This window comes from Nocardia asiatica NBRC 100129 (genome assembly GCF_000308415.1).
Lineage (GTDB): Bacteria > Actinomycetota > Actinomycetes > Mycobacteriales > Mycobacteriaceae > Nocardia > Nocardia asiatica.
Genome location: NZ_BAFS01000003.1, coordinates 1 through 22101 on the forward strand (window position 1 = coordinate 1; position 22101 = coordinate 22101).

Below are 22101 nucleotides of genomic sequence, written 5' to 3' on the forward strand. Positions count from 1 at the left end.
AAACCCGGCTCGCGGCCATCGCCCAAGAAGTCGCCGGACTCACCTGAGCATCGCGCGGCACGAGCGGCGGAGCAGGCCGGTAGTAGACAGAAGACATCGACGGCGGATCTGATGCGCGAATGGCCCTTGCGCGGCTAGGGCTGTCCGGCGGGCACAGCGTGAGTCAGATCAGTCGTCCACGGGTAGGTTCCGGGGGAGTCATCCACGGCTTGAACGAGTGCCTTGGTCGGGTCACCGTCGACGCTGATCTCAACGATGCGGAACACACTCATCCCACCAGCGACCAGGTGGATCAGGGAGTTTTCCTCGAACTGCACGAGTCGGAGACTAGCGAACAATCCCACCGAGTCGATATTTGCCACAGATATGCTGATTGGTGTGTCCGTGCCTGCCCCGATGCTGGCGACGCCTGGTCGGCCTCCCGATGCGCCAGGCCGTTGGGCGATCGAGATGAAGTGGGATGGGATGCTTGCGGTTTGCCGCGTGACGCGCACGCGGGTGGAGCTGTACAGCCGCAACCGCAACAACGTCACCGCGTCCTACCCGGAACTCAGCGCCGCGCTCGCGGAGTGCGCCCAAGGCACCGACATGATCCTCGATGGAGAGATCGTCGCCCCCCGACCCGGCCACCGGCGCGCCGTCGTTCCCACGGTTGCAGCAGCGCATGCACCTGACCCGGCCCACCCGGGACCTGGTCGAGGCGGTGCCGGTGCAGCTGTTCGTGTTCGACCTGCTCGAACTCGACGAGGCCGACACCATGGCTCTGCCTTATGTCGACCGGCGCGCCCGCCTGGGCGACCTCGCTCTCGGCGGTGCGGGTGTTCGTGTCCCGCCGTACTGGACCGATATCGCGGTCGACACGATGCTGGACACGGCCGCCTCTCATGGCCTGGAAGGTGTGGTCGGTAAGCGTCTGGACTCGGTGTACTGGCCGGGTACGCGCTCGCGGTTGTGGTTGAAGACGGCGATCCGGCAGACGACGGAGGTGATCGTCGCAGGCTGGGTGCCCGGTAGCAGCGGCGGTGAGGGTGAAGCGCTTGGCTCGCTGATTCTTGGTGCTTACGACGAGTCTGGCCGGCTCGTCTACGTCGGGCATGTCGGCACGTTTCACCCGGGCAGCTCGCCGCGCGTTGCTTGAGCGACTGACCGCCTTGGCCGCGCCCGACAGTCCGTTCGACCGGCCCGCTCGATCATGGCGGGTGACGGCGGCGCGCTGGGTGACACCACAGCTGGTGGGCACGGTCGAGTACCGGGAGTTCGTCGGGGCGTTGCGGCATCCGAGCTGGCGAGGATTGCGCGCCGAGATCGACCCCACCGAGGTCCGGCTACCGACCTGAGACGTTCGCATCCTTCAGATCTGAAGCTGTCGTGGCTGGCTGCCGGTTCTGGGACGCGACCGTTGGCGAGCCCCGGAGGTCAGGCGTTGGCGTAGCCACCGGCATTCCACACCAACCAGCGGAAGTGCTGCGGGGCGAATGCCTGGCGAGCGGGAACACCCGGTGCCGGAGACTGGGGCCAAAACGCCACACCGCACCGATGGCAGTAGAAACCGGCCTGCCACACCGCATGCGCGTCACGACGTCCCCGAATGATTCTACCGTTGCGGCGAATACGGCACACAGCGACAGTGAGCAGGACAGCGCCAGGCGCCGCCAACCCCCCGAGAAACATCACCATGGCGAGGGCGGCAACCACGTGCGAGACCCCGGGAACAGGATGGACGATGCCATCGACCGCCGGAACGATCCCTGACATCGCCGGTACGAGCAGCACCAAGGCGAAGAAGGTCAGCCACCCAGCAGGGGTACGGGAAGGCTCGCGGGCAAGGCTGTGGGCGAGTGCGGTGGTGTGCGTCCGTTCGACAGTGGCAGTGCCGAACACCGGCACCAAGCCAGTCGAGGCGACTCCAACGCCGGAGTAGACGTTCGTGCCGAAGCTGGTCGAGACGCCGTCGGCTTTCAAGGCGGGCACACTCTGCACCAAGTCGAGTTGGTGGCAGTGCGGACACGTCAGATCGACGTCCATACGCGGAACCCCCTCCCAAGCCGTTGCGCTGTAGCGGCGAGTCTGTGGTGCTGGTACCTGCAACGACAGCTCTGTGGGGTATCCAACACCCTCGGCGACCTGCTGTCGAGAGCTAATCACGAGCTTCTTCACCGACGAGTCCTTCCATTCATGCTGATGAGTCAATTCCCGTCTCATGGCCAGCCGCAGTCCGCACTCATCAGCGCGGAACCGACTTCCCGTGCCGTTGCGCCTCTGCTTGACCAGGCGCAGAAACGGAAACCAGTCTCGGGTGGGCGGCCGTTGGAGCGAACCTGGGCGGGGGCGCCAACGGCGAGCTGTTCCGGCTGAGCAGCGGGGTCACTCAGTCGGCTGGACCCGACCAGATCGGGGCAGGAAGGATGTCTGCCACCGCTGAGAGGCCCGCCTTCGCAGGGCAATCGCTACCTAAGAGACGCGGGAGATACCCGGTGACGCGGTCACCGACCCGCAATCCCGGGCCATCGTTTCGCCTGGTGACGGCGTCACCAAGAACGTGTATGTTTACGTATCGAAACGTATCCAAACGCCGTGGGATGAGGTTCAAACCCGCTGGCAGAGCCACGTTTCGAAGCCTTGACCAGCAGTTTCGGCGTTCGGGGGGTGCGGAGGTTCAAGTCCTCCTAGGCCCACCCATCAACCTGTAGTTCATTGCTCACAGCGATGCGAAGTCACGTCGACAACGCGCGAGCCGCCGAGGCCGAACGTGACGCTCACGACCACCGCGAGCGGATCATGGAGATACTGCGGCAGAACAGCGCAGGCGTCTCGGCTACCGAGGTATCTCCAGAGCACATCGCGGCGCTCGCGATCTCACCACATTGACTGACAATCTCCAGCACTGGAAGCATCCGCCGCTCAGGCTGCTGCGGCGGACGCTTTCCCTGGGCAGCCTCAGCTCACATCAACGTGTTTCGGCCCCGCGTGGGGTGCCGTAGCGGATTTCGTACACATCGTCTTCACTGCGGTGCGCCGAACCAGGAGGAGAGCGCTCCGCGCAGCGCGAGCGCGGCGGTTTCGGCGGGTTCATCGAGGGTGGCGGCCCAAGCGACGTGGGCGTCGGGCCGGATCAGCAGGGCATCGGCTGGTCTGTTGTCGTTTTTGGCGGTGTGGACATCTATCCGATGCCGCCAGCCTAGGGCGATCTCGCGGAGGTCTTGACGGTCGGCGAGGTCGAGCAGGAGGGGCCGCGCGGTCTGTATGAGTTCCGCGACGCTGGTGATCCCCTGGTCGGTGTGCAAGGTGAGGTCGGGTGCGAACGCCCCGGCCAAGGAGTGGTCGGAACCCGGCATCGGATAGCGAATGTCGGTGTGGCCGACGAGGGCGCCCATACGGCGCAAGGCCGGCTCGTCGGCGAGCAATTCCTGGAAGACTTGCCGAAGCGCTTCGGCGGCCGGGTCATGTCCGCGCCGCAGTGCCACCTGAGCTCGGGTCTGTAGCCGCGCCCGTGCACCGGCGAAGTGGCGTTCGTCGTGATAGGTGTCCAGCAGACCGGCCGGCGCCCAGCCGTGGATGTCGGCGCCCAGCTTCCAAGCGAGATTGACCGTGTCGAGCATGCCGACATTGAGCGCCGTACCTGTGGCGGGGAACAGATGGGCCGCATCGCCGGCCAGCAGGATCCTCCCGTCCCGGTATCGCTCCGCCTGCCGGTCCTTGAAGGTATAGCGGGTCAGTCGAGTCGGTTCTCCCAATGGCAGATCCGCGCCGAGCACGCGGCGAATGCTGTCGCCGAGCTCGGTGAGAGTCAGCGGCTCGTCGTCGTCGTATTCGGCGGACTCGTCTTCGGTGGTTTGAAGGAACATCGCCCCGGGGCCGGCCGCGAACGCGAACACACCGCTGTCTGTCCGCGTGAAACCGGCACGGATCGTGCCCAGCCCGGGGACGTCGATGTCGCCGTTGTCGAGCACGGTTACCGAATCGTGCACGGCGACTTGGGCAAGCCTGTTGACCTCTGCATATGTCGTGCCGTGGAACTCGATTCCGGCCATGTCGCGGATCCGGCTGCGCCCGCCGTCGCAGCCCACCAGGTACCGGGCGGTCACCCGGTACGTTCCCTCCGGCCCGCGCACGTCCGCGGTCACCGCGGCGTCGTCCTGGCGCACCCCGACCACCTCGTGTCCGCGACGGATCTCGGCGCCGAGTTCACGTGCGCGTTCGTCCAGCAGTCGCTCGATTTCCAGCTGCGGGATCGGCAACGCCCGCATCGGGGGATCTGTCAGATGCGTGAAGTCCAGATAGATATTGCCGAACGGAAAGCGGGGAGCCAGGTCGCGGTCGCTGCTGGCCGCCTCGAATCGATCCAGCAGACCTCGGTAGCGCAGCAAGTGCAGGATCCGCCCACCGAGACCGCTGGCCTTCGGAGTGTCACGGGGCTGCGGATGCCGCTCCAGCACCAGCGGCCGCACTCCGGCCAGGCACAGTTCACCGGCCAGCATCAGACCGGTCGGTCCGGCGCCCACGATGATCACATCGGTATCCGTCACTCGTTACTCCAATTCGCGCAGTTTCTGGCTCGGGCCGATGATTCTGCGGCATGACCCGGGTCTTGCAGCAAGCCCCCTGGTGCGCGATATGTTGAGAACGGAAAGAATTCATCGGCTCCGTGAAGAAAGACTGATGCGGGTCACAGTGAGTCGTAGACGGCTGCCAGGAGTCGTGGGCGTGGGAGTCTCCGTCGAGGGCGTCACGGGGCAGGTTCGGTACGAAACCGAACGCGACCCGGTGTTCGGGATCGGTGAGTCCCAGCGACCCGCCCGTGCGGGGGGCCGGCTTCCACACCGGTCGGTGTCCAGCGAGGCGCGCGGCCATCGCCCCGGGATCGGCCGCCTCGGCGACGGTGACCGGCTGGTGGAAAGCGGGCAGACCGGCCCGGTGGGTCCCCGCTTCGTGACCGCACGGGACCGGCGTGGATTCGGTGCCCGGCGAGCGCCTCCGCCGGTCACCACGCGCCATCGTCGCTGGTGATCTTCGCGTCGCTCGCGAGGTCGGCGTAACCGATCCGGAGGCGCGGTCTACGAGACGGCTTGACTGACTGCGTTCGGGCCGTCGTAGGTCCGGTCGGGTATCGCTTCGAGCGCATCGAGGACATCCTTGTCCGCACCGTTGCCCTTGGCGGCGGACAGAATTCCGTCGCGATCACACGGATAGTCGACGCCGGACAGGTACTTCTGCACCTGGATGGGACTGATCTGGCTCATCTTCTCCTCCTTTTCGACGATCCGAGGCAACGGATATCGGCGCAGTACCACCACCCGGACAGCGCAAACCCACGGCAACACTCAGGCGCGCGCCGAAACCTGTCGAGAGCACTTTGACCGCTCGCTGTTCGGACGGCGCCCGCCTGGGCATCCTCGCAGAGACGGATTCACTGGCTACCGAAGGAGATGACATGGCGGTAAACCGGAATCGAGTGGCCCGCTCGGTGTTCGTCGCGAGTGCAATGGCTGCCGGAATCAGCCTCGTCGGTTGCGACGATGACGGCACCGAAACCGCACCGGACACCACGATGATGACCACCCTGCCCGGCACCACAGAGCCGGCTACCTCTCCCACGACCTCGCCAACGGCGGGTGCCGAAATCACGTCCGAAGCCGCTCGGCAGTTGTGCGACATGATTCAGCCCGAACTCGACAATTGGCGTGACCAAGGTTCGACGGTCGCGAAGGTCAGCTTCAACGGCACCGTGCAGAACTGGGCGGCCCGCAACGAACTCACCGACGACGTGATCAAGGACAAGACCATCGTCGACACCGTCACCACGCAAACCTGCCCCGACGTTCGTCAGCAGGCGCTGGAGGTGCTCGATGTCCCCGATCTCGCCTCGGGCCTGGTGGGGTTCGGCGGATAGCTCGGCTGGTGTGGGCACGACGGGTTGATCTCAGCCGCGACGCAGCCCGCGCTTGTTCGGCCGCGGCCGAGCCGCCGAATCGGCCCAGGTGGGTTCGTCAGATCCTGGCGTGCCGGCCGTGCCGCGCACACGGTCCGCTTCGATAGCGGCTCTGGCGTCTACCTCGCGTCGCGCGAAGGCGATATCGCGTGCGCTGCGCACTGACAAACGGCCGAGCGAACTCGCGGCGAAGAACAAGATCAGCGCGCCGAGACCGTAGAAGTAGGCCAGCTGGAGCAGCGCGCGTTTCCAATCGGACGTTGCGACCGGTTCGCCGACGTCCCCTATGCCCAGCGGGCCGGCCAGCAGCGGCCCGGTCACGAACCATACGCCCGCCGCCACCGCCAGCCACGCGCCGAAGCTCGCGACGATCCGGTTGCGGCTTGCCAACATGAGCAATCCGCCGATGATCGCGGCGACGCCGGGCAATACCTGGAGCCATCCGCGCGCCGCGGTCCACACCCATGGCTCGTCCGGAGTGAACGCGAAGTCGAAGTATGGCCCCAGGAAGGGGATCAGCGCACCCCAGGCGCCCAGCAGCAGCACCGCGAGCCCGCCGACGGCTCCCCGGCTACGCGGAATCGGAAGCGGACTGCCGTGGTCCGCGTAAGCACTATCGTCAACGTCCCTCATGACGCCTCCATTCATCGGAGTAGGTGCTATTACCGCCTACCCTTTGTCCACCGCGATACGCACGAACAGCGCAGGTCGGGCACCCCACCTTCCGCTCGAGGCTCGGCCCGGATTCGTCGGGCACGACGCCGCCCCGAGTAGAACGGTTGGACGACGTCAGTGCAGGTGCGATGTAGCAGGAGCCGGAGAGCTGACCAACGAAACTGTTTCACTCTGCTTCGGAACTTCGGCAGACAAAAGGCGAGTGCCCCTTACAGGCACTCGCCTTTGATTTGTGGAGCCTAGGGGAATCGAACCCCTAACCCCTGCCTTGCAAAGGCAGTGCTCTGCCAATTGAGCTAAGGCCCCGGCACCGTTGATCACGGCTGTGCGTACAGACGCCTGGAAAACGGTACCTTCTCGTCGCTGACATGGTCAAAACGGCTGGGTGCGGCGGCCGGGATGAAGGCCGTGCCGCCCAGATGCAGGTGGTCTTCGCCGCACCTGGTCAGGCGGCGTCGCCCGACACCGCGTCAAGGGATGGCAGGGGAAGTGAGCAGATTTCGCGCGCCTCGTCGGCGGAAAGGCCGAACATGTGCAGCAGGTCCTCGGTGACCTGATCGGTGGCGGCCGCGTCGTCGCGCTCCGGGTGGTCGTGCAGTAATTGCCCGAGGCACAGAGCTGCCCCCGCCACGATCGTCATGGCCAGCTCCGCGTCGCGCGTCTGGAACCGGCCCGCGCGTGCGGCGGCTTCGATATCGCGACGAGCGCGAGGTGCGAGACCTTTCCGCGAGGCGGTGAGCGTCAGCCCGTTGTTGAGCAGCACCTTGCTCAGAGTCGGGACTCGCCGGTGCATGCGTCCGGTGAGCCGGAAGCTCTGCGCGAAGACGTGCGCCGGGTCGTCGATGTCCGCGCAGAGGCGGTCGAGTACCGCGCCGTGCTGGTCGAGCGCCTCCTCGACCGCGGCCTGCAACAGCTCTTCGCGGCTGTGGAAGTGGTTGTAGAACGACCCCATGCCGACGTCGGCAGCCTGGGTGATCTCCAGGATCGGCGCGTTCGCTTTCCCGGTCGCGATGAACGACTGGGCCGCGCTCACGAGGGCGGCGCGGGTACGGGCCTTGCGGCGCTGCAAGCGGTTGGGTTCCGTGCTGGTCTGCTCGGTCATGCCCGCTCCTCTCCCTGTCGGTGGCCCGGACCATCGTAGCGCCGCAATTCAGACATGACGAATTCATCAGTGATGCTTGACTGAATGATTCGTCTTATGTGACGATATCGTCAGTGAAAGAAGGGAGCGGTCGATGACCGACCAGCACGACCCGCACACCGGATTGCACAGCGAACACGGCGCGGCGGCGGGCGAGCATCCGGGGCGAGCGCACGATCCGATCGTGAAGGTGCACGATCTGGCGTGGCTGGAGTTCGAGAAGCCGGATCTGGCGCGCGCCGAGATATTCGCGCACGCGTTCGGTTTCTCGACTTCACTGCGCACGGCCGACGAGCTGCATCTACGGGGTGCGGACCCCGCCGCGCCGTGCGTGGTGATTCGCCAGGGCGTGCGCTCGCGGTTCCTCGGCCCTGCTTTCCGCGCGGCGGACACCGCCGACCTGCTCCGGCTGGCCCACGCCGGAAGCGGCACGGTGATGAACTTGCCCGAGTCCCTGGGTGGATCGACGGTCGATTTGACCGACCCGAGCGGATTGCGGGTGCGGGTTGTCGCCGACACTCACACATTGCCGGCCCTGCCCGCGCAATCGCCGCACCCGTTGAACTTCGGGCACGAACTCGCCCGCGTGAACCGGACGCAGCGGCCGCCTCGCGTGCCGGCGCGGGTGCAGCGGCTCGGGCATGTGGTGGTGCAGACCACCAGGTACCGCGAAACGCTGGACTGGTATCTGCGGCACCTGGGCCTGATAGTCAGCGACTTCCTCTATTACCCGGGGCAGCGTGAGCGCGGCCCGGTGATGAGTTTCATCCGCTGCGATCGCGGCAAGACACCCGCCGATCACCACACGCTGGCGTTGGTGCTCGGGCCGGTGAACCGATACGTGCATTCGGCCTATCAAGTCGCCGATCTGGACGCACTGGCCGCGGGCGGGGAGTACCTGCGCGATCACGGTTACTACCGGTCGTGGGGGATCGGCAGACACATCCAGGGCAGCCAGATCTTCGACTACTGGCGTGATCCGGACGGGTTGCTGGTCGAGCATTTCAGCGACGGCGACATGTTCGACTGCACGGTGGAACCCGGCTGGGCTCCGTTCACCGCCTCGGGGCTGGCGCAGTGGGGGCCACCGGCCAGCAAAGACTTCCTCGGCCTCAAACCGGGCCGGGAATCCCTTCGCGAGCTGGCGGCGATGGTCGACGCGCTGCGCGAGGACAACGAATTCGACCTCCGCCGCCTGCGCGGCCTATGGAAAGTAGCCAGCTCATGAGCATTTCTGTTCTGCGTACCTCCGACGCCTGGTGGGTGACTACACCTGCGGGCGCCGCCCGGATCGATACCGCCGCCAGCACCACCGGGCAACTGCTGGCCGACCGGCAGGCGATTCGCGCGGCGACCGCGAGTACCGAGGTGGTGCCGGTGCAGAGCCTGGCGCTGGTGTCTCCGGTGACCGCACCGTGCCGGGTGGTGGCACAGATGACGAACTTCGCCTCGCACGTGCGGGACTCCGGCGGTGACCCGGCCACGGTGCCGCTGACGTTCTTCCGCAAGGCATCCGGTTCGATCAGCGGGCCGCACGACGACGTCGTCCGGCCGCCGCATGTGCGGCTGCTGGATTACGAAGTGGAGATCGGGCTGGTGTTCGGTCGCGAAATGCCGGTCGGCTCCGAGATCACCGAAGCGAACCTCGCGGACTATATCGCCGGGCTGGTCGTGACCAACGATATCTCCGCCCGCGATGTCCAATTGCCGAAAAGTCAGTTCTACGAGGCGAAGTCGTATCCGACGTTCACACCGGTCGGGCCGGCGCTGGTGCTGCTGGAGGCCGACGAGCTGAAGCGGTTCACCGATCTGCGGCTGCGGTTGTGGGTCAATGGCGGGTTGCGACAGGACATGACCGTCGCCGACATGATCTACCGGCCGCTGGAGACCCTGCGTGTGTTGACCGGTTTCCAGCGCATGGACGCCGGCGACCTGCTGCTCACCGGAACTCCCGTCGGCACGGCGATCAGTGCGCCGCCCAAACCGGTCGAGATCATCGGCTCGCTGCTGCCGCCCGCGACGAAATGGAAGATGTTCTTCAGAAGCCAGGCGAAGAATCCGAAATACCTGCACGACGCAGACGTCATCGAGGCAACGGTGTCCACCGACGACGGCGCCATCGATCTGGGCCGCCAGCGCACCACGGTGAGGTACCGGTGACCGAGCACCCGCTGTGGCCCCGCTACGCCGAACCGGCCGACCTGCCCGAGATCGAATCCGTGCCGCTGGCCGAGCGCGGCCTGCCGGAATCGACCTACACCCTGCTGACGCGGGCGGCGCAATCCTGGCCGGACCGCACCGCCGTCACCGTGCTCCCGGAAGCCGCCCGGTGGCGAGAACCGCTGCGGCGCACTTATGCACAGCTGCTCGCCGATGTCCACCGGTACGCGAACCTGCTGCACGAAATCGGCGTGCGCCGCACCGACGCGGTGGCCCTGATCGCACCCAACTGCGCCGAACTGATCCCGGCGACACTCGCCGCGCAGCTCGCCGGGGTCGCCGCCCCGATCAACGGCGCACTGTCCAGGCGGCACATCGCCGAACTGCTCCAGCGCACCGGGGCCCGCGTTCTCGTCGCCGCCGGACCCGAACTGTCCGCTGCTGTGTGGGCTACCGCCCGAGCCATGGCCGCCGACGGCATGGTGGACGCGGTGCTCGCGCTGCGCCCGACCGGCGTGGCCGAGCCGGAGCCGCTGGAACCCATCGATGGCGTGCGCGTCGGCTATCTCGACGAGCTGGCCGCGGTGCACGACGCGGCCGCCTTCGCCGGGACGCCGCCGCTGGCGCGGGACCTCGCCGCCTTGTTCCACACCGGCGGCACCACCGGCGTGCCGAAGCTGGCGGCGCACACCCATGCCAACGAAGTCGCCAACGCTTGGATGATCGCCGCGAACTCCCTGCTCGACGGCGACGCGGTGGTGTTCGCGGCCCTGCCGCTGTTCCACGTCAACGCGCTGGTCGTCACCCTGCTCGCACCGTTGTTCAAGGGACAGCCGGTGGTATGGGCCGGACCGCTCGGCTATCGGGACCTGGCGATCTACGGCGAATTCTGGAAGATCGTCGAGCACTATCGGCTCGCCGCCATGAGCGCGGTGCCCACCGTCTACGCGGTGCTCGCGCAATGCCCGGTCGACGCGGATATCAGCAGTCTGCGCTACGCGATGGTGGGCGCCTCGCCGCTGCCGCCCGCGGTGCGGGAGGGCTTCGAGAAGCACACGGGGATCACGCTGGTCGAGGGCTACGGCCTCACCGAGGCGACTTGTGCCAGCGCGCGCAGCTTCCCTGACCTGCCGCGTCCGGGGTCGGTCGGCCAGCGTATGGCCTACCAGCAGGTGAAGGTGGTCCGAATTGGTCCGGACGGCACTCGGGCCGAACTGCCCACCGGCGAGACCGGCGTGCTGACGATCAGCGGCCCCACGGTGTTCGCCGGCTACGTGACCGGCCGCGCCCGGCAGGGTTATGCGCTCGACGGCATGGGCACACTGGTCGACGGCTGGCTCGACACCGGCGATCTCGCCCATATCGACGCCGACGGCTTCATCCATCTGCACGGTCGCGCGAAGGATCTGATCATTCGCGGCGGCCACAATATCGATCCGGCGCTGGTCGAGGACGCTCTGCTGGCCCACCCGCAAGTGACCGCGGCGGGCGCGGTGGGCCGCCCCGACGTCCATGCGGGGGAGGTGCCGGTCGCCTATGTCACTCTCGCGGCGGGCGCTGCCGTCGGGGAAACGGAATTGCTCGAGTGGGCGAGTGCTCGGGTGCCGGAGCGTGCCGCCGCACCGAAGACGGTCACCGTGCTCGACGCGCTGCCGGTCACCGATGTGGGCAAGCCCTACAAGCTCGGGCTGCGCGCCGACGCCACGCGCCGCGAACTCCTCGACGCACTCGGTGCGACCGCAGGGGTACGCGCCGTCGCGGCCACAATCGAGGACGGCGCCGTCGTCGCCACTGTCGAACTCGACGAGACCGCCGACGAGACCGCCGTAGCGGCGGTTCTGGGCCGGTACGCGATCGACTGGAAGATCGGGGTGCGTCGATGACCATCGCATCGGTCGTGCTCGCCCTGGTCTCGGCGGTGTTCTTCGCGGCGATCGGTGCGGCGAAGGCGCTTGCGGCGCCGTCGATGCGGGAACGGGCGGCGCACGTGGGCTACACCGTCGCGGCCTACCGGGCGATCGGCTGCGCCGAGCTGGCCGGTGCCCTCGGCCTGTTGCTCGGCGTCTGGTGCAGGCAGCTCGGAGTGGTAGCGGGGATCGGCCTGTTGCTGTTGCTGATCGGGGCCGTCGTCGTGCACGTGCGCACCGGCGACGGCGTACGTGAGTTCGCTCCCGCGATGGTGAGCTGCGTGGTCACCGTGGCGTATCTCGTGACCCAGCTCGGAGCCGCCGGATGAACTTTCCGGTGGTGATCGTCGGCGCCGGGCCGACCGGGCTCACAGCGGCCCTGCTGCTCGCCCGATACGGTGTCGAGTCGCTGGTGCTGGAGCGCTGGGCTGACGTCTACCCGCAACCGCGCGCGGTGCACTTGGACGGCGAAATACGCAGGCTGTTGGCGACGCTGGGCGTGGGCGACGAGTTCGACGCCATCTCCCGGCCGGCGTTGGGCCTGCGCCTGCTCGACCGAAACCTGCGCGTGTTGGCCGAATTCCACCGCGATCCGGCAGGCGGCCGCAACGGGCACCCGGACGCGAACATGTTCGACCAACCGGAACTGGAGGCAATCCTGCGGGGCGCAGTGCGGCGCCATGCGGAGGTGACCCTTCGCGGCGACGTCGAAGTCACCGCGGTAACCGCGGAAAAAGACTGTGTCCGAGTCGAATTCACCGACCGGACCACCGGCGCGGCGGAGTCGGCGCGTGCGCGCTACGTGCTTGGCTGCGACGGCGCCAACAGCCTGGTTCGCGCCGCCATCGGCGCGCGGATGCGTGAGCTGAACTTCGAGCAGCGGTGGCTGGTCGTCGACGTCGCGACGACGGCCGAACTCGGGGAGTGGGAAGGCGTACATCAAGTCTGCGATCCGGACCGCGCCGCGACCTACATGCGCATCGGCGCAACCCGGCACCGCTGGGAGTTCCGGCTGCGTCCCGGTGAGGTCGCGGCGGACTACGACGGGATCGGCCTGCTCCACGACCTGATCCGCCCGTGGACCGGGGACGTCGCGGCCACGGAACTGCGACTGCTGCGCGTGGCCGAGTACACCTTCCGCGCCCAGCTCGCCGAACGCTGGCAGGCCGGCCGGATCTTCCTGCTGGGCGACGCGGCCCACCTCACCCCGCCCTTCATCGGTCAGGGGATGGGCGCCGGACTGCGCGACGCGGCCAACCTCACCTGGAAGCTCGCCGGAGTCCTCGCCGGAGCCTTGCCGGAGCGGGTGCTGGACTCCTACCAGACCGAACGAAAACCACACGCGCGGACCATGATACAGCTGGCCAAGCTCACCGGGATGGCCATGACCGAAGGCGGTGAACTGGGCAATCTCCTGCGCCGCCTGCTCGCGCCACAGTTGCGTCGGCTGCCCGGCTTCCATGCCCTGGTGACCAGCGGCCGGACGCCGCCGCTGCGCCGGTCCGAACTGGTCGCGAGACGGCGTCCCGGGCGCGGCCGCGCGGGCCACCTCGTTCCCAACGCGGTGCTGGAGGACGGCCGACGCTACGACGATGTCGTCGCGGGCCGGTACGCGATCGTCACCACGATCGAACCGACATCCGCGCAGCGCGCCCGGGTCGACGACCACGGCGGAGTGCTGGTCGTCGTCGGTCCGGCGGACGAACTGGGGCGTTGGGTGCGCCGGGGCGGGCACCGTGCGGTTCTCGTGCGGCCCGACGGCATCGTGCAGTGCGCCGCCCGCGACTTGCCGGCGCTCTGCGCGGCCCTGCCGCGATTCCTTCGCGGATCGACGGCCGAAACGTAACTGACGAAATGTTCATTTGGGTGCACTCGTGTGCCGCCCGCGATACCGCCCTCAGCGGCAGGGACGAGCCGGGAGACCAGCTCGACGCGTTCTGGGCTGGTTCCCTGCAGCGCAGTAGGGTGGAAACCATGAAGATTCTGCTCACCGCCGGTGTCGTGGTCCTGGTCCTCTTCGGCATCTCCAAACTGCGTCAGCGCGGCGACGCGGACCTGTGGCACGAGGTGACCACCCGCTGATCTACGGGGGCCTTAGCTCAATTGGCAGAGCACTGCCTTTGCAAGGCAGGGGTTAGGGGTTCGATTCCCCTAGGCTCCACGAACGCGCGGTGGAGGCGGGCGCACCGCGAGACGGAATAGCGCCGGTCCACCAGGGCTGTGCGGGAATGGCGAAATTCCTGCCGCCGGCATGCCGATCGACCGATGTTTGTGTCCAATTGGACACAGAGCGCCGAGCGGCACGGCCGCGGTGGAGGGGCGCAATCGGACGAAATTCGCTCGTCGTATGCCAGACTGGCCCCGCACAGTAATGCACTCCGCACCCCGGGAGGACCGTCTATGACGAATTCTGTTGCGCCACTCGAATTGCCCGAACCTCTGGTCATCACGCTGGGGAATCTCAAGGGCGGTGTCGGCAAGACGACATCGGCGTTCTTCTTGGCGAGTTACTTCGCTTCGGTGCACGAACTGCGGGTGCTGGTGATCGACGCCGACCCGCTCAGCCAGACCGGGTACTCGTGGTACCGACGGCTGGTCAAAGGGGGCGTCGAAGTGCCGTTCGACCTGGTCGCCTTTCCCTCCCGGCACGTGAACGACTGCATCACGGACAATGCCGCCGATTTCGATGTCATCATCGTGGACGCCGGCGGCGAGTCGGCCGAGATCTTCAAGGCGGCCATTCCCGAGAGCGACGAGCTGCTGTTGTTGACGAGTGTCAGCCCGTCCGAGGTGAAACGAGTGCCGAGCACGTTCAAAGCGGCCGAAGAAGCGGCCGCCGGTAGCGAACGGGAAATCCGGGTGCGGGTGCTCATGACCAAAGTCCCGGTGATCATGAAGAAAGGTGTGAACGTATCGACCGAATATCGCGCGCAGCGTGGGCACCTGGAAAGTGCGGGCTATGACGTATTCGATTCGTATCTGAGCGCTTGGAAATGGTACCGGGAGGCGGCCGACGGGGAGGTCGGGGAGGGCGCCGAGAACCCGATCGAGGATTTGGCCGAGTACCGGCGGGTGGGCGACGAGCTGGTGAGCGCCTACCGCGTGCTGATGGAGGTATCGGCCTGATGCCTCCGCAACGTAGGAAGGGGTCGATCGGCGGCGCCAACCCGCTATCCGACGGCGCCGAGCACACGCCACCGGTCTCGCCGCTGCGCGATGCCGAATGGCGTCGGCCGAAAGCCGTAGCGAGTGAGGATGTCCTGACCATGCCGGTGCCGGACGCCGGCGACGGTCCGCTGAGCGAGCGCGAACGGGCGCAACTGACGGCGTGCGAGTCGTCGATCGACACGCTGCGCATCGCCTTCTGGGCGGCCGGACGCGCTCTGCAGATCGTGCGGGACGGCCGGCTGTACCGCGACAGCCACGAGACCTTCGACGAGTACGTGGAGCAGCGGTGGGATATGCAGCGGTCCTACGCCCACAAGCTCATTCGCGCCTGGCCGCTGGCCGCCCGCCTGCATCCGGTGGCGCCCGCGATCAACGAGGGCCAGGTGCGTGAATTGCTGCCGGTCGCAGCGGTATACGGCGAGGACGCGGCGGTCACCGTCTACACCACCGTCGCGGCCGGCGCTGAGGTGAAGGTGACCGCGGGAAAGCTCCGGCAAGCCATCGCGCTCCTCCCGGAACGCTATGACGAGGAAGTGGTGGTCGAGCGCCTCCAGGCGTGGCTGCGCGGGGAACTGCCGCAGGACCCGAGCGACCGTGCGGCGGACATCTTCAGCACCGTGGAATCCCGCCTCGCCGCGCTGACCAGGCGCGTCGTCAAGGGATCGAGTAACGATCCGCGCGCGGCCCGCGAATTCGCGGCGAAGCTGCGGACCATCGCGAAACAGATCGAGGAGCAGATCACCGCGTGAAGGTCGCCGACTCGCCCTCGCCCCGCGGTGGATCGATCCCCCGCGGGGCGCTCGGTGTCGGGGGGCGGAATTACGGATCGTCGAATTGATATTTCGAATGATCACACGAGAAACGAGTTATTGTTTTGTTACGAAAGGTGGGCGTGTTGAGCTTTACGTGCTGTGTTCTATGCCGAAAGGTGAATGCTCGGATCGGATCCGCTGGACTGACGAAGCACCGTGATGGTTTTCGAATCAATTCGAGGTCTTCGGTGAAGTCCGTCGCGCCGGAACAACGGCGACGCACGGCTTCCGCCGAAGAACGGCGATATGAGCATCGGAGGACCGCATCATGGCATCATCGACCGACGTCCGATATACTCGTTACCTGCGACGTGCCGTTTTCTGGGCACTCACCGCCGGAGCGGCGGCCCTCATGGGCCTGTTGTTCAGCGCCGCGGAGGCATCGGCCCAGCCGGTGACCGTCCCCGGCGTGGGGACATTCGAGATCACCGACGACTTTTTGTTGTCCGGCCCGCCGGAAGAACTGTTCCGGCACAACGCGATACTTCCGGTCCCCGAGATTCCGGTGACTGCCGCGATCTACGAAATCGAGAAAACCGCCGGCGCTGTCGAGAAAACCGCCGCCGCTCAGATTCCGCAGATGGAAATTGCGCCGGCTACGCTCGGTCCGGCGATCGAATTCCCGTTTTCGGTGGCCGTCCCCGTGATCGAGGTGCCGACGATCGTTCCGGCGATCGAGATCCCGCTGCTGGGCGCGCTTCCGGAGTTCGAGCTTCCCTTCCTCGCGGATATCCCGCAGATCATGCCCCGGGGGCCCACCCCGCCCGCGGCGGTGATACCGCAGAAGACCGCGGGTGAAATGGCAGTCGACGCGGCACGAACCAAACTCGGCGCCGATTACAACTACGGCGCGGTCGGCCCCGACACCTTCGATTGCTCGGGACTGGTGCAGTGGTCCTACGAGCAAGCGGGCGTAGACGTCCCGCGCACCAGCTACGACCAGCTCGCCATCGGAACGCCGGTACCGCTGGACGACCTGCAACCGGGCGACATGGTCTCGTTCTACGGCGGAAGCCACTCCGCACTCTACGCAGGCGAAGGCAAAGTCATCCACGCATCGACCTATGGCACCGGGGTGACCACCTCCCCGCTCTCCTCGATGCCGGTGACCGGCGCTCGCCGATTCTGACTTCCTCGACAGCCACCACTGCCGCGAGCGCAGGCAGACGCGCGGCCGCGATTTCACTGAGTGAGGGGACCGTGCCGGTCCAGGTGCAGGTAGGTGAATCCGGTGACGAGCAGGCACACGACGGTCGCGGTGATCAGCATGGCCCATCCGGCGACCACCAGGCTGAGCAGACCGCCGAGCAGTGCGCCCAGCGAGAAACTCGCGTAGAGCAGGAAATATCCGAGCCAGTCCGCGTAGTCGCCGCCGCTGATATGACGTTCGATGCCCTGCCCCATCTTGACCAGAGTCCCGGTGACGTAACTGAGCGGTACCGACACCTCACCGTTCTGCACGAACGAGGTATTGAGCGCTCCGACGCCGAAGGCGACGAACATGATCGGCAGCAATCCGATCGGCTCGGTGGCCGTCTGGTATTCCAGGATGTCGATGGCCGAAGCGAGCGCCAGGCAGACGGTGGTGAGCAGGGTGGGTCCGTGCGGGTGCCCGGACCAGTAACGCCTGCGGCACCACGAGGCCACGACGACACCGGCGAGGAACGACATCAGCAATCCGGCAGCCGCCAGTGCCATGTCCGGCTCGTCGTGGAAGTACCCGAGCACGGCCCGTTCGGTATTGCCCGTCATGAAGGTGACGAAATAGCCAGCCGTATGCATGAACGCCGCCGCGCCTATCAGCCCGGCGAGCGCGGCCAGCACCCAGGACAGTCTGGCCTCGTTGTCGAAAAGCGCCGATACGCGACTTTCTTCCAGCTCCGGCACAGGTCGAACTCCTTCCGGTACGGGGCGACACCCCAGTGAAGCAGGCTGGTCAGCGGAATCCGCCGACGCAGCGCCGGTGGTTGCCATTCGATCGCGGAGGCTCTGCGGAACGAGCCGGTTCCTGCGCGGTAACCGAGTAATTCGAAAGTGCCGTCTTCCCTCGCCCACGACAGTGACGCAGGATCCTGTCGGTTACGAGAAGTAACCGACCAAGAAGGGATCCGATCGTGAACGCAGGAAATGACGCGGAGGCGGCGGCGTGACACAGAAGGTTCGATCGTTCGCGGAGATCGAGGCGGAGTTCGACGCCTATGTCGGGCGGATCGTGTACGCGACCATGGTGACGGTCGACAAGCGCAACCGGCCGCGTACCAGAGTGCTCATCCCGATCTGGGAAGACGTGGACGGCCGCCCGCTCGGCTGGCTGGCGACCTATCGGACGCCGGTCAAGGCAGCGCACATCGCGAACAATCCGCATGTCAATTTCTCTTATTGGGCGCAGGGCACGAACAATTCGGTCGCGGTCGACGCGACCGCGGAGTGGGTCGACACCCCCGAGATCCGGCAGCGGGTGTGGGAGTTGTACCGCGAGACGAGCCCGCGCGGGGCCGGTTACGACCTCGGGCAGTTCTGGCGGTCGCCGCACGATCCTCAACTGCAGATCCTGCGGTTGGAGCCGTGGCGCGTGCAGGTGATCCGCGGTATGGATCTGCGCAGCCGGATCTGGCAGGCGCCCTCCGCGTAGAGGCGGGCGCTCGGCCGCGGCGAATTCCCCGCTCGGTACCGTGCTCCGGTGGATACTCTGCTGGACTTCCTGGTGACCGAGCCGGTGGCGACGGCGCCGCTCGCCGACGTCGCCGCGGCGTGGACGCGACATCGCGTGGCCGCGAGACGATTCGACCAGCCGGTGGAGGTGGCGATCGCGGGCGGTTTCGGCGCCGATCGGCTCGGGTTCGCCTTCCTGTCCGGCTATCAGGAGGCGCTGCGCACGTTGATCCCGGACCTGCCGCAGGACGATCTGGTCGCGATGTGCGCGACCGAGGAGGGCGGCGGTCACCCCGCCGAGATCCGCGCCACGCTCACCGAACGGGACGGCGTCTGGCTGGTCAACGGCACGAAATCGTTTGCGACCATGGGATCATTCGCGCGTCGGCTGGTGGTGATCGCCAGTGTCGGCACGTCGCCGGACGGTCGGAATATGTTGCGGGCCTGCGAGATCGAGGCCGGCGATACCGGTGTGCGCCGGACCGATCACCCCGCCCTCCCGTTCGCGCCCGAGGTTCCGCACGCTTCGGTCGTGCTGACCGACGTGCCCGCGCGCGTGCTGCCCGGTGACGGATATCTGCACTACCTCAAGCCGTTTCGTACACTCGAGGACATCCACGTGCTCGCCGCCACACTGGGCTGGCTGACGCGGGTGGCCCGCATGTCGGATTGGCCGCGGGTCGTCCGGCAGCGGCTGCTGACCACGGTGGCCGCCGTACGCGGCCTGGACATCGATGCGCCGGGTTCTCCCGGTGTCCACATCGCGCTCGGCGGCCTCTTCGACGTGTTCGGTGAACTTTTGGACGAACTCGAACCGCTGTGGCAGTCCGCGGACCCGGTGATCCGGCAGCGGTGGGAGCGCGACCGGCCACTGCTCGCGACCGCGGGGCGGGTGCGCGGCCGGCGACTCGCGGCCGCCTGGCGGGCGGTCGAACCGTCCGAATCGGCCTCCGACCAGCAGCCTGGCCTGACCTGAGAACAGCTCGGAAATGGGGAGCGGGCCTCGGCGAAGGGGGGGAGTTAGCCGAGGCCCGCGTAGGGTCGGCCCGGGGGGAGGGGCCGACGTGAACGATGCTACTCGATGATGTGCGATTGTGTGTGCGGGGGGACTACCACTTTCCAAGTTTTTTCGGGCACGATTCCTTTCCGGACCGTCGGCAGTCGGCGCCACCGGTCGATCGGGTGCCCGCACGGGACCAGACCGTTGGCCCGGTGTTAGCCAAAAGCCTTGTCCAGCAGGCTTTTCCGCGCTGAACTGACGACATGACCTGCTGCGGCATCGAGCGCTGTAGAAAATGCCGACCGGTCGCCGTAGGGCAAATCCAGCGCGGGCTCGGGCGTGTCGGCCGCTGCGAGGCGACGTGCCGCGTGTCGCGCCCCGGGTACGGGCAGCGGAACTTGTCGGACTCCGATGCGAACATACGTTCGTGCCCACCGACTCGGCCGCACACGCGGAACGCAACAGTTCCCCGCCCCGTCGCGCGTTCGAACTTCCGCTATCCGAGTACGGCTCGCACTCGATTCGGGTAGTCCGCTACGCGCGCTTCGCAGCCCAGGCCCGCGGGATCATCGAACCGGTCGCATTCCGATCCGGTACCCCCGAGCACCACTGGATCGGAATGCGGCCTTCTCGCGTGGCGCGATTTCCCCGATCGCCGGCCGTCCGGAACAAATCGGATGAATTTGTCGGTGGCCGGGACAATACTGACTCGGGTATCGGCCGGTCACCCGATCCGGCGAATTGATCGGCGCCAGGAACCTCCGGCGTCGCACGCCGACCACAGAGAACTCAACCTCAGGAGAATCATGCCCGACGCAATAGTCGCCGAGGGTCTGGTCAAAAGATATGGCCAGCTGGTGGCCCTCGACGGACTCGATCTGCGGGTCCCGGAAGGAACCGTCACCGCCTTGCTCGGACCCAACGGCGCAGGCAAGACCACCACCGTTCGGGTGTTCACCACCCTACTGGTACCGGATGCCGGACACGCGACGGTCGCGGGAATCGACGTGCTGCGCGATCCGCAGACGTTGCGCTCGCACATCGGGGCATCGGGCCAGTACGCCGCGGTCGACGAATACCTCACCGGTTTCGAGAATTTGGAAATGGTGGGACGTCTTTATCACATGGGCGTGCAGCGGAGTAAGGAACGCGCGCGCGAATTGCTCGAGCGATTCCGGCTCACCGACGCCGCCGACCGGCCGGTCAAGGGCTACTCCGGCGGCATGCGGCGGCGCTTGGACCTGGCCGGCGCTCTGGTGGCGAATCCGCCCGTGCTGTTTCTCGACGAGCCGACCACCGGACTGGATCCCCGTGCGCGCCTGGACCTCTGGGACGTCATCGAGGAACTGGTGGCGGGCGGGACCACGTTGCTGCTCACCACCCAGTACATGGAGGAGGCCGACCGGCTCGCCGACTCCATCGCGGTGATCGACCACGGCAAGGTGATCGCCAAGGGCACCGCGGACGAACTCAAGACCATGGTCGGCGGCGATCGCATCGAGTTGACCGTGGACCGCGCGGACAATCTCGGCACCGCCGAGGCCGCGCTGAAGAGTCTGGCCGACGGCGAGATCCATCTGGAGCCGGGATTGCGCCGGATCATCGTCCCGGTCTCCGACGGATCACAGGCGCTGGTCGAGGCGGTCGGGCGATTGGCCGAGCACAACGTGCAGATCCACGATGTCGGCCTGCGGCGCCCTTCGCTGGACGACGTCTTCCTCACTCTCACCGGTCATGACGCGGCGACCACCGCCGACGGCGACAAGGCGAACAACGAGCTTCAAGCTACGGAAGGAACGATCCGATGACCGCGACGGCTCCGGCCCTGGCACGACCCTCGCTGGGCGCGCGACTGTCCATCGTGGTCAGCGACAGCGTGACCATCGCGAAACGCAATGTCATCAAGATCAAGCGGGTACCCGACGTCCTGATCTTCTCCACGCTCTCGCCGATCATGTTCGTGCTGTTGTTCGCCTACGTCTTCGGCGCGGCCATCGACGTGCCGGGTCTGTCCGGCGGCTACCGCGAGTTCCTCATCGCGGGCATCTTCGCGCAGACCGTGGTGTTCGGCGCGACCTTCACCGGCGCAGGCCTGGCCGAGGACATGCAGAAGGGCATCATCGACCGCTTCCGCTCGCTGCCGATGGCCTCGTCGGCGGTGCTGGTCGGCCGCACAGTCAGTGACGTGGTGATCAACGTGGTCAGCCTGACGGTCATGTCGGTGACCGGTCTGGCGGTCGGCTGGCGAATCCGTGGATCGTTCCTGGACGCGGTGCTGGCCTACATCCTGCTGTTGCTGTTCGCCTACGCGGTGTCCTGGATCATGGCCGTGGTCGGTCTGCTGGTGCGCGCGCCGGAGGTGTTCAACAACGCCAGCTTCATGGTGATCTTCCCGCTCACCTTCATCGCCAACACGTTCGTCCCCAGCGAGAAACTGCCCACCGTGCTGCGGGTGATCGCGGAGTGGAACCCGGTGTCCGCGCTCACGCAGGCGACCCGCGACCTGTTCGGTAACACCAGCCCGCTGGCGCCCACATCGAACGCCTGGTCGCTGCAGCATCCGGTCATCACCTCCCTGGCCTGGGTGGTGGTGATCCTGGTGGTGTTCGTGCCGCTGGCTCTGCGTCAGTACAAGAAGACCGTCAGTCGCTGACCGG

Annotated in this window: 24 protein-coding genes, 2 tRNA genes and 1 pseudogene; 19 read left to right on the forward strand and 8 right to left on the reverse strand. The window is 66.8% G+C overall.

The genetic code is table 11. The features are described from left to right. Positions 1-134: 134 nt before the first annotated feature. A complete protein-coding gene (locus tag ON27_RS00170; protein ID WP_043717412.1) occupies positions 135-317 on the reverse strand; it encodes a hypothetical protein in 183 nt (60 codons plus the stop codon). Positions 318-465: 148 nt separating this feature from the next. On the opposite strand from ON27_RS00170, the pseudogene ON27_RS45555 reads away from it, so the two are divergent. The 3 genes and pseudogenes from ON27_RS45555 to ON27_RS45565 all read left to right on the forward strand — a co-directional run. Continuing rightward, positions 466-558: pseudogene (locus tag ON27_RS45555) on the forward strand (hypothetical protein); the annotation flags it as partial. Positions 559-664: 106 nt separating this feature from the next. Next, entirely contained in the window at positions 665-1138 is a 474-nt protein-coding gene (locus tag ON27_RS45560) for an ATP-dependent DNA ligase (protein WP_306306933.1), read from the forward strand. Next, complete coding sequence (locus ON27_RS45565; protein ID WP_306306934.1) at positions 1131-1337, forward strand: ATP dependent DNA ligase; 207 nt, start codon at positions 1131-1133, stop codon at positions 1335-1337. Before ON27_RS45560 ends, ON27_RS45565 begins: the two co-directional genes overlap by 8 nt. 79 nt (positions 1338-1416) lie before the next feature. Here ON27_RS45565 and ON27_RS39580 read toward each other — a convergent pair whose 3' ends face one another. Continuing rightward, positions 1417-2202 (reverse strand): hypothetical protein, encoded by a 786-nt coding sequence (locus ON27_RS39580; RefSeq protein ID WP_169334477.1) that lies wholly within the window; start codon positions 2200-2202, stop codon positions 1417-1419. Positions 2203-2706: 504 nt separating this feature from the next. Here ON27_RS39580 and ON27_RS42610 point away from each other — a divergent pair. Continuing rightward, positions 2707-2868, forward strand: a complete 162-nt coding sequence (locus ON27_RS42610) for a hypothetical protein (protein WP_157227051.1) — start codon at positions 2707-2709, stop codon at positions 2866-2868. A 134-nt stretch (positions 2869-3002) separates the two neighbouring features. Here the strand turns inward: ON27_RS42610 and ON27_RS00185 are convergent, their stop codons facing one another. Together ON27_RS00185 and ON27_RS00195 are read right to left on the reverse strand one after the other, a co-directional pair. Beyond that, the gene (locus tag ON27_RS00185; RefSeq protein WP_043717415.1) at positions 3003-4526 is read right to left on the reverse strand and encodes an FAD-dependent monooxygenase; all 1524 of its coding nucleotides are present in this window, start codon (positions 4524-4526) and stop codon (positions 3003-3005) included. Between the two features lie 528 nt (positions 4527-5054). Further along, positions 5055-5240 carry a DUF2795 domain-containing protein gene (locus ON27_RS00195; RefSeq protein ID WP_043717490.1) on the reverse strand — a complete coding sequence of 62 codons (186 nt, stop codon included), beginning with the start codon at positions 5238-5240 and terminating at the stop codon, positions 5055-5057. 191 nt (positions 5241-5431) lie between these two features. Here ON27_RS00195 and ON27_RS00200 point away from each other — a divergent pair, with 191 nt between their 5' ends. Further along, positions 5432-5890 (forward strand): hypothetical protein, encoded by a 459-nt coding sequence (locus tag ON27_RS00200; RefSeq protein WP_043717419.1) that lies wholly within the window; start codon positions 5432-5434, stop codon positions 5888-5890. A 30-nt stretch (positions 5891-5920) separates the two neighbouring features. On the opposite strand, the gene ON27_RS00205 is transcribed toward ON27_RS00200, so the two are convergent. The 3 genes from ON27_RS00205 to ON27_RS00215 all read right to left on the reverse strand — a co-directional run bounded on the left by ON27_RS00205 (position 5921) and on the right by ON27_RS00215 (position 7706). After that, positions 5921-6562, reverse strand: a complete 642-nt coding sequence (locus ON27_RS00205) for a hypothetical protein (protein ID WP_043717421.1) — start codon at positions 6560-6562, stop codon at positions 5921-5923. A gap of 275 nt (positions 6563-6837) precedes the next feature. Continuing rightward, a tRNA-Ala gene (locus tag ON27_RS00210) sits at positions 6838-6910 on the reverse strand. Positions 6911-7049: 139 nt separating this feature from the next. Continuing rightward, positions 7050-7706 carry a TetR/AcrR family transcriptional regulator gene (locus ON27_RS00215; RefSeq protein ID WP_043717424.1) on the reverse strand — a complete coding sequence of 219 codons (657 nt, stop codon included), beginning with the start codon at positions 7704-7706 and terminating at the stop codon, positions 7050-7052. 133 nt (positions 7707-7839) lie between these two features. Here ON27_RS00215 and ON27_RS00220 point away from each other — a divergent pair, with 133 nt between their 5' ends. From ON27_RS00220 to ON27_RS46075, 10 genes are all read left to right on the forward strand, one after another. Beyond that, positions 7840-8973 carry a VOC family protein gene (locus ON27_RS00220; protein ID WP_043717426.1) on the forward strand — a complete coding sequence of 378 codons (1134 nt, stop codon included), beginning with the start codon at positions 7840-7842 and terminating at the stop codon, positions 8971-8973. Continuing rightward, complete coding sequence (locus ON27_RS00225) at positions 8970-9905, forward strand: fumarylacetoacetate hydrolase family protein (RefSeq protein WP_043717429.1); 936 nt, start codon at positions 8970-8972, stop codon at positions 9903-9905. The genes ON27_RS00220 and ON27_RS00225 overlap by 4 nt, the downstream gene beginning before the upstream one ends. Next, positions 9902-11788, forward strand: coding sequence for an acyl-CoA synthetase (locus tag ON27_RS00230; protein WP_043717432.1), 1887 nt, complete (start codon positions 9902-9904; stop codon positions 11786-11788). The genes ON27_RS00225 and ON27_RS00230 overlap by 4 nt, the downstream gene beginning before the upstream one ends. After that, the gene (locus tag ON27_RS00235) at positions 11785-12141 is read left to right on the forward strand and encodes a DoxX family protein (protein ID WP_043717434.1); all 357 of its coding nucleotides are present in this window, start codon (positions 11785-11787) and stop codon (positions 12139-12141) included. The genes ON27_RS00230 and ON27_RS00235 overlap by 4 nt, the downstream gene beginning before the upstream one ends. Then, positions 12138-13658, forward strand: coding sequence for a bifunctional 3-(3-hydroxy-phenyl)propionate/3-hydroxycinnamic acid hydroxylase MhpA (mhpA, locus tag ON27_RS00240; protein ID WP_043717436.1), 1521 nt, complete (start codon positions 12138-12140; stop codon positions 13656-13658). The genes ON27_RS00235 and mhpA overlap by 4 nt, the downstream gene beginning before the upstream one ends. 128 nt (positions 13659-13786) lie before the next feature. Continuing rightward, entirely contained in the window at positions 13787-13894 is a 108-nt protein-coding gene (locus ON27_RS44250) for a DLW-39 family protein (RefSeq protein WP_217441000.1), read from the forward strand. 6 nt (positions 13895-13900) lie between these two features. Further along, a tRNA-Ala gene (locus ON27_RS00250) sits at positions 13901-13973 on the forward strand. A 239-nt stretch (positions 13974-14212) separates the two neighbouring features. Further along, entirely contained in the window at positions 14213-14938 is a 726-nt protein-coding gene (locus tag ON27_RS00255) for a ParA family protein (RefSeq protein WP_157227052.1), read from the forward strand. Then, positions 14938-15729: a hypothetical protein gene (locus tag ON27_RS39585; protein WP_051046079.1), complete on the forward strand. Its 792-nt coding sequence runs from the start codon at positions 14938-14940 to the stop codon at positions 15727-15729. Before ON27_RS00255 ends, ON27_RS39585 begins: the two co-directional genes overlap by 1 nt. Positions 15730-16372: 643 nt before the next feature. Continuing rightward, positions 16373-16921, forward strand: coding sequence for a C40 family peptidase (locus ON27_RS46075; RefSeq protein ID WP_083887295.1), 549 nt, complete (start codon positions 16373-16375; stop codon positions 16919-16921). Between the two features lie 53 nt (positions 16922-16974). On the opposite strand, the gene ON27_RS00270 is transcribed toward ON27_RS46075, so the two are convergent. After that, positions 16975-17679, reverse strand: coding sequence for a YoaK family protein (locus ON27_RS00270; RefSeq protein ID WP_245559723.1), 705 nt, complete (start codon positions 17677-17679; stop codon positions 16975-16977). Positions 17680-17938: 259 nt separating this feature from the next. On the opposite strand from ON27_RS00270, the gene ON27_RS00275 reads away from it, so the two are divergent. From ON27_RS00275 to ON27_RS00295, 4 genes are all read left to right on the forward strand, one after another. Further along, entirely contained in the window at positions 17939-18424 is a 486-nt protein-coding gene (locus ON27_RS00275) for a pyridoxamine 5'-phosphate oxidase family protein (protein WP_043717443.1), read from the forward strand. A gap of 48 nt (positions 18425-18472) precedes the next feature. Beyond that, positions 18473-19420 (forward strand): acyl-CoA dehydrogenase family protein, encoded by a 948-nt coding sequence (locus tag ON27_RS00280; protein WP_043717446.1) that lies wholly within the window; start codon positions 18473-18475, stop codon positions 19418-19420. An 830-nt stretch (positions 19421-20250) separates the two neighbouring features. After that, positions 20251-21252: a daunorubicin resistance protein DrrA family ABC transporter ATP-binding protein gene (locus tag ON27_RS00290; RefSeq protein WP_043717451.1), complete on the forward strand. Its 1002-nt coding sequence runs from the start codon at positions 20251-20253 to the stop codon at positions 21250-21252. Next, positions 21249-22097 carry an ABC transporter permease gene (locus tag ON27_RS00295; RefSeq protein ID WP_051046080.1) on the forward strand — a complete coding sequence of 283 codons (849 nt, stop codon included), beginning with the start codon at positions 21249-21251 and terminating at the stop codon, positions 22095-22097. Before ON27_RS00290 ends, ON27_RS00295 begins: the two co-directional genes overlap by 4 nt. Positions 22098-22101 lie beyond the last annotated feature (4 nt).

Excerpts from the sequence above, each read along its gene's own strand:
- ON27_RS00235 (WP_043717434.1), top strand. The coding sequence starts at position 11,785 with ATGACCATCGCATCGGTCGTGCTCGCCCTGGTCTCGGCGGTGTTCTTC.
- ON27_RS39585 (WP_051046079.1), top strand. The coding sequence starts at position 14,938 with ATGCCTCCGCAACGTAGGAAGGGGTCGATCGGCGGCGCCAACCCGCTA.
- ON27_RS46075 (WP_083887295.1), top strand. The coding sequence starts at position 16,373 with ATGGAAATTGCGCCGGCTACGCTCGGTCCGGCGATCGAATTCCCGTTT.
- mhpA (WP_043717436.1), top strand. The coding sequence starts at position 12,138 with ATGAACTTTCCGGTGGTGATCGTCGGCGCCGGGCCGACCGGGCTCACA.
- ON27_RS00205 (WP_043717421.1), bottom strand. The coding sequence starts at position 6,562 with ATGAGGGACGTTGACGATAGTGCTTACGCGGACCACGGCAGTCCGCTT.
- ON27_RS00225 (WP_043717429.1), top strand. The coding sequence starts at position 8,970 with ATGAGCATTTCTGTTCTGCGTACCTCCGACGCCTGGTGGGTGACTACA.
- ON27_RS00195 (WP_043717490.1), bottom strand. The coding sequence starts at position 5,240 with ATGAGCCAGATCAGTCCCATCCAGGTGCAGAAGTACCTGTCCGGCGTC.
- ON27_RS44250 (WP_217441000.1), top strand. The coding sequence starts at position 13,787 with ATGAAGATTCTGCTCACCGCCGGTGTCGTGGTCCTGGTCCTCTTCGGC.
- ON27_RS39580 (WP_169334477.1), bottom strand. The coding sequence starts at position 2,202 with ATGAGACGGGAATTGACTCATCAGCATGAATGGAAGGACTCGTCGGTG.
- ON27_RS45560 (WP_306306933.1), top strand. The coding sequence starts at position 665 with ATGCACCTGACCCGGCCCACCCGGGACCTGGTCGAGGCGGTGCCGGTG.
- ON27_RS00290 (WP_043717451.1), top strand. The coding sequence starts at position 20,251 with ATGCCCGACGCAATAGTCGCCGAGGGTCTGGTCAAAAGATATGGCCAG.
- ON27_RS00255 (WP_157227052.1), top strand. The coding sequence starts at position 14,213 with ATGACGAATTCTGTTGCGCCACTCGAATTGCCCGAACCTCTGGTCATC.
- ON27_RS42610 (WP_157227051.1), top strand. The coding sequence starts at position 2,707 with ATGCGAAGTCACGTCGACAACGCGCGAGCCGCCGAGGCCGAACGTGAC.
- ON27_RS00295 (WP_051046080.1), top strand. The coding sequence starts at position 21,249 with ATGACCGCGACGGCTCCGGCCCTGGCACGACCCTCGCTGGGCGCGCGA.
- ON27_RS00220 (WP_043717426.1), top strand. The coding sequence starts at position 7,840 with ATGACCGACCAGCACGACCCGCACACCGGATTGCACAGCGAACACGGC.
- ON27_RS00200 (WP_043717419.1), top strand. The coding sequence starts at position 5,432 with ATGGCGGTAAACCGGAATCGAGTGGCCCGCTCGGTGTTCGTCGCGAGT.
- ON27_RS00215 (WP_043717424.1), bottom strand. The coding sequence starts at position 7,706 with ATGACCGAGCAGACCAGCACGGAACCCAACCGCTTGCAGCGCCGCAAG.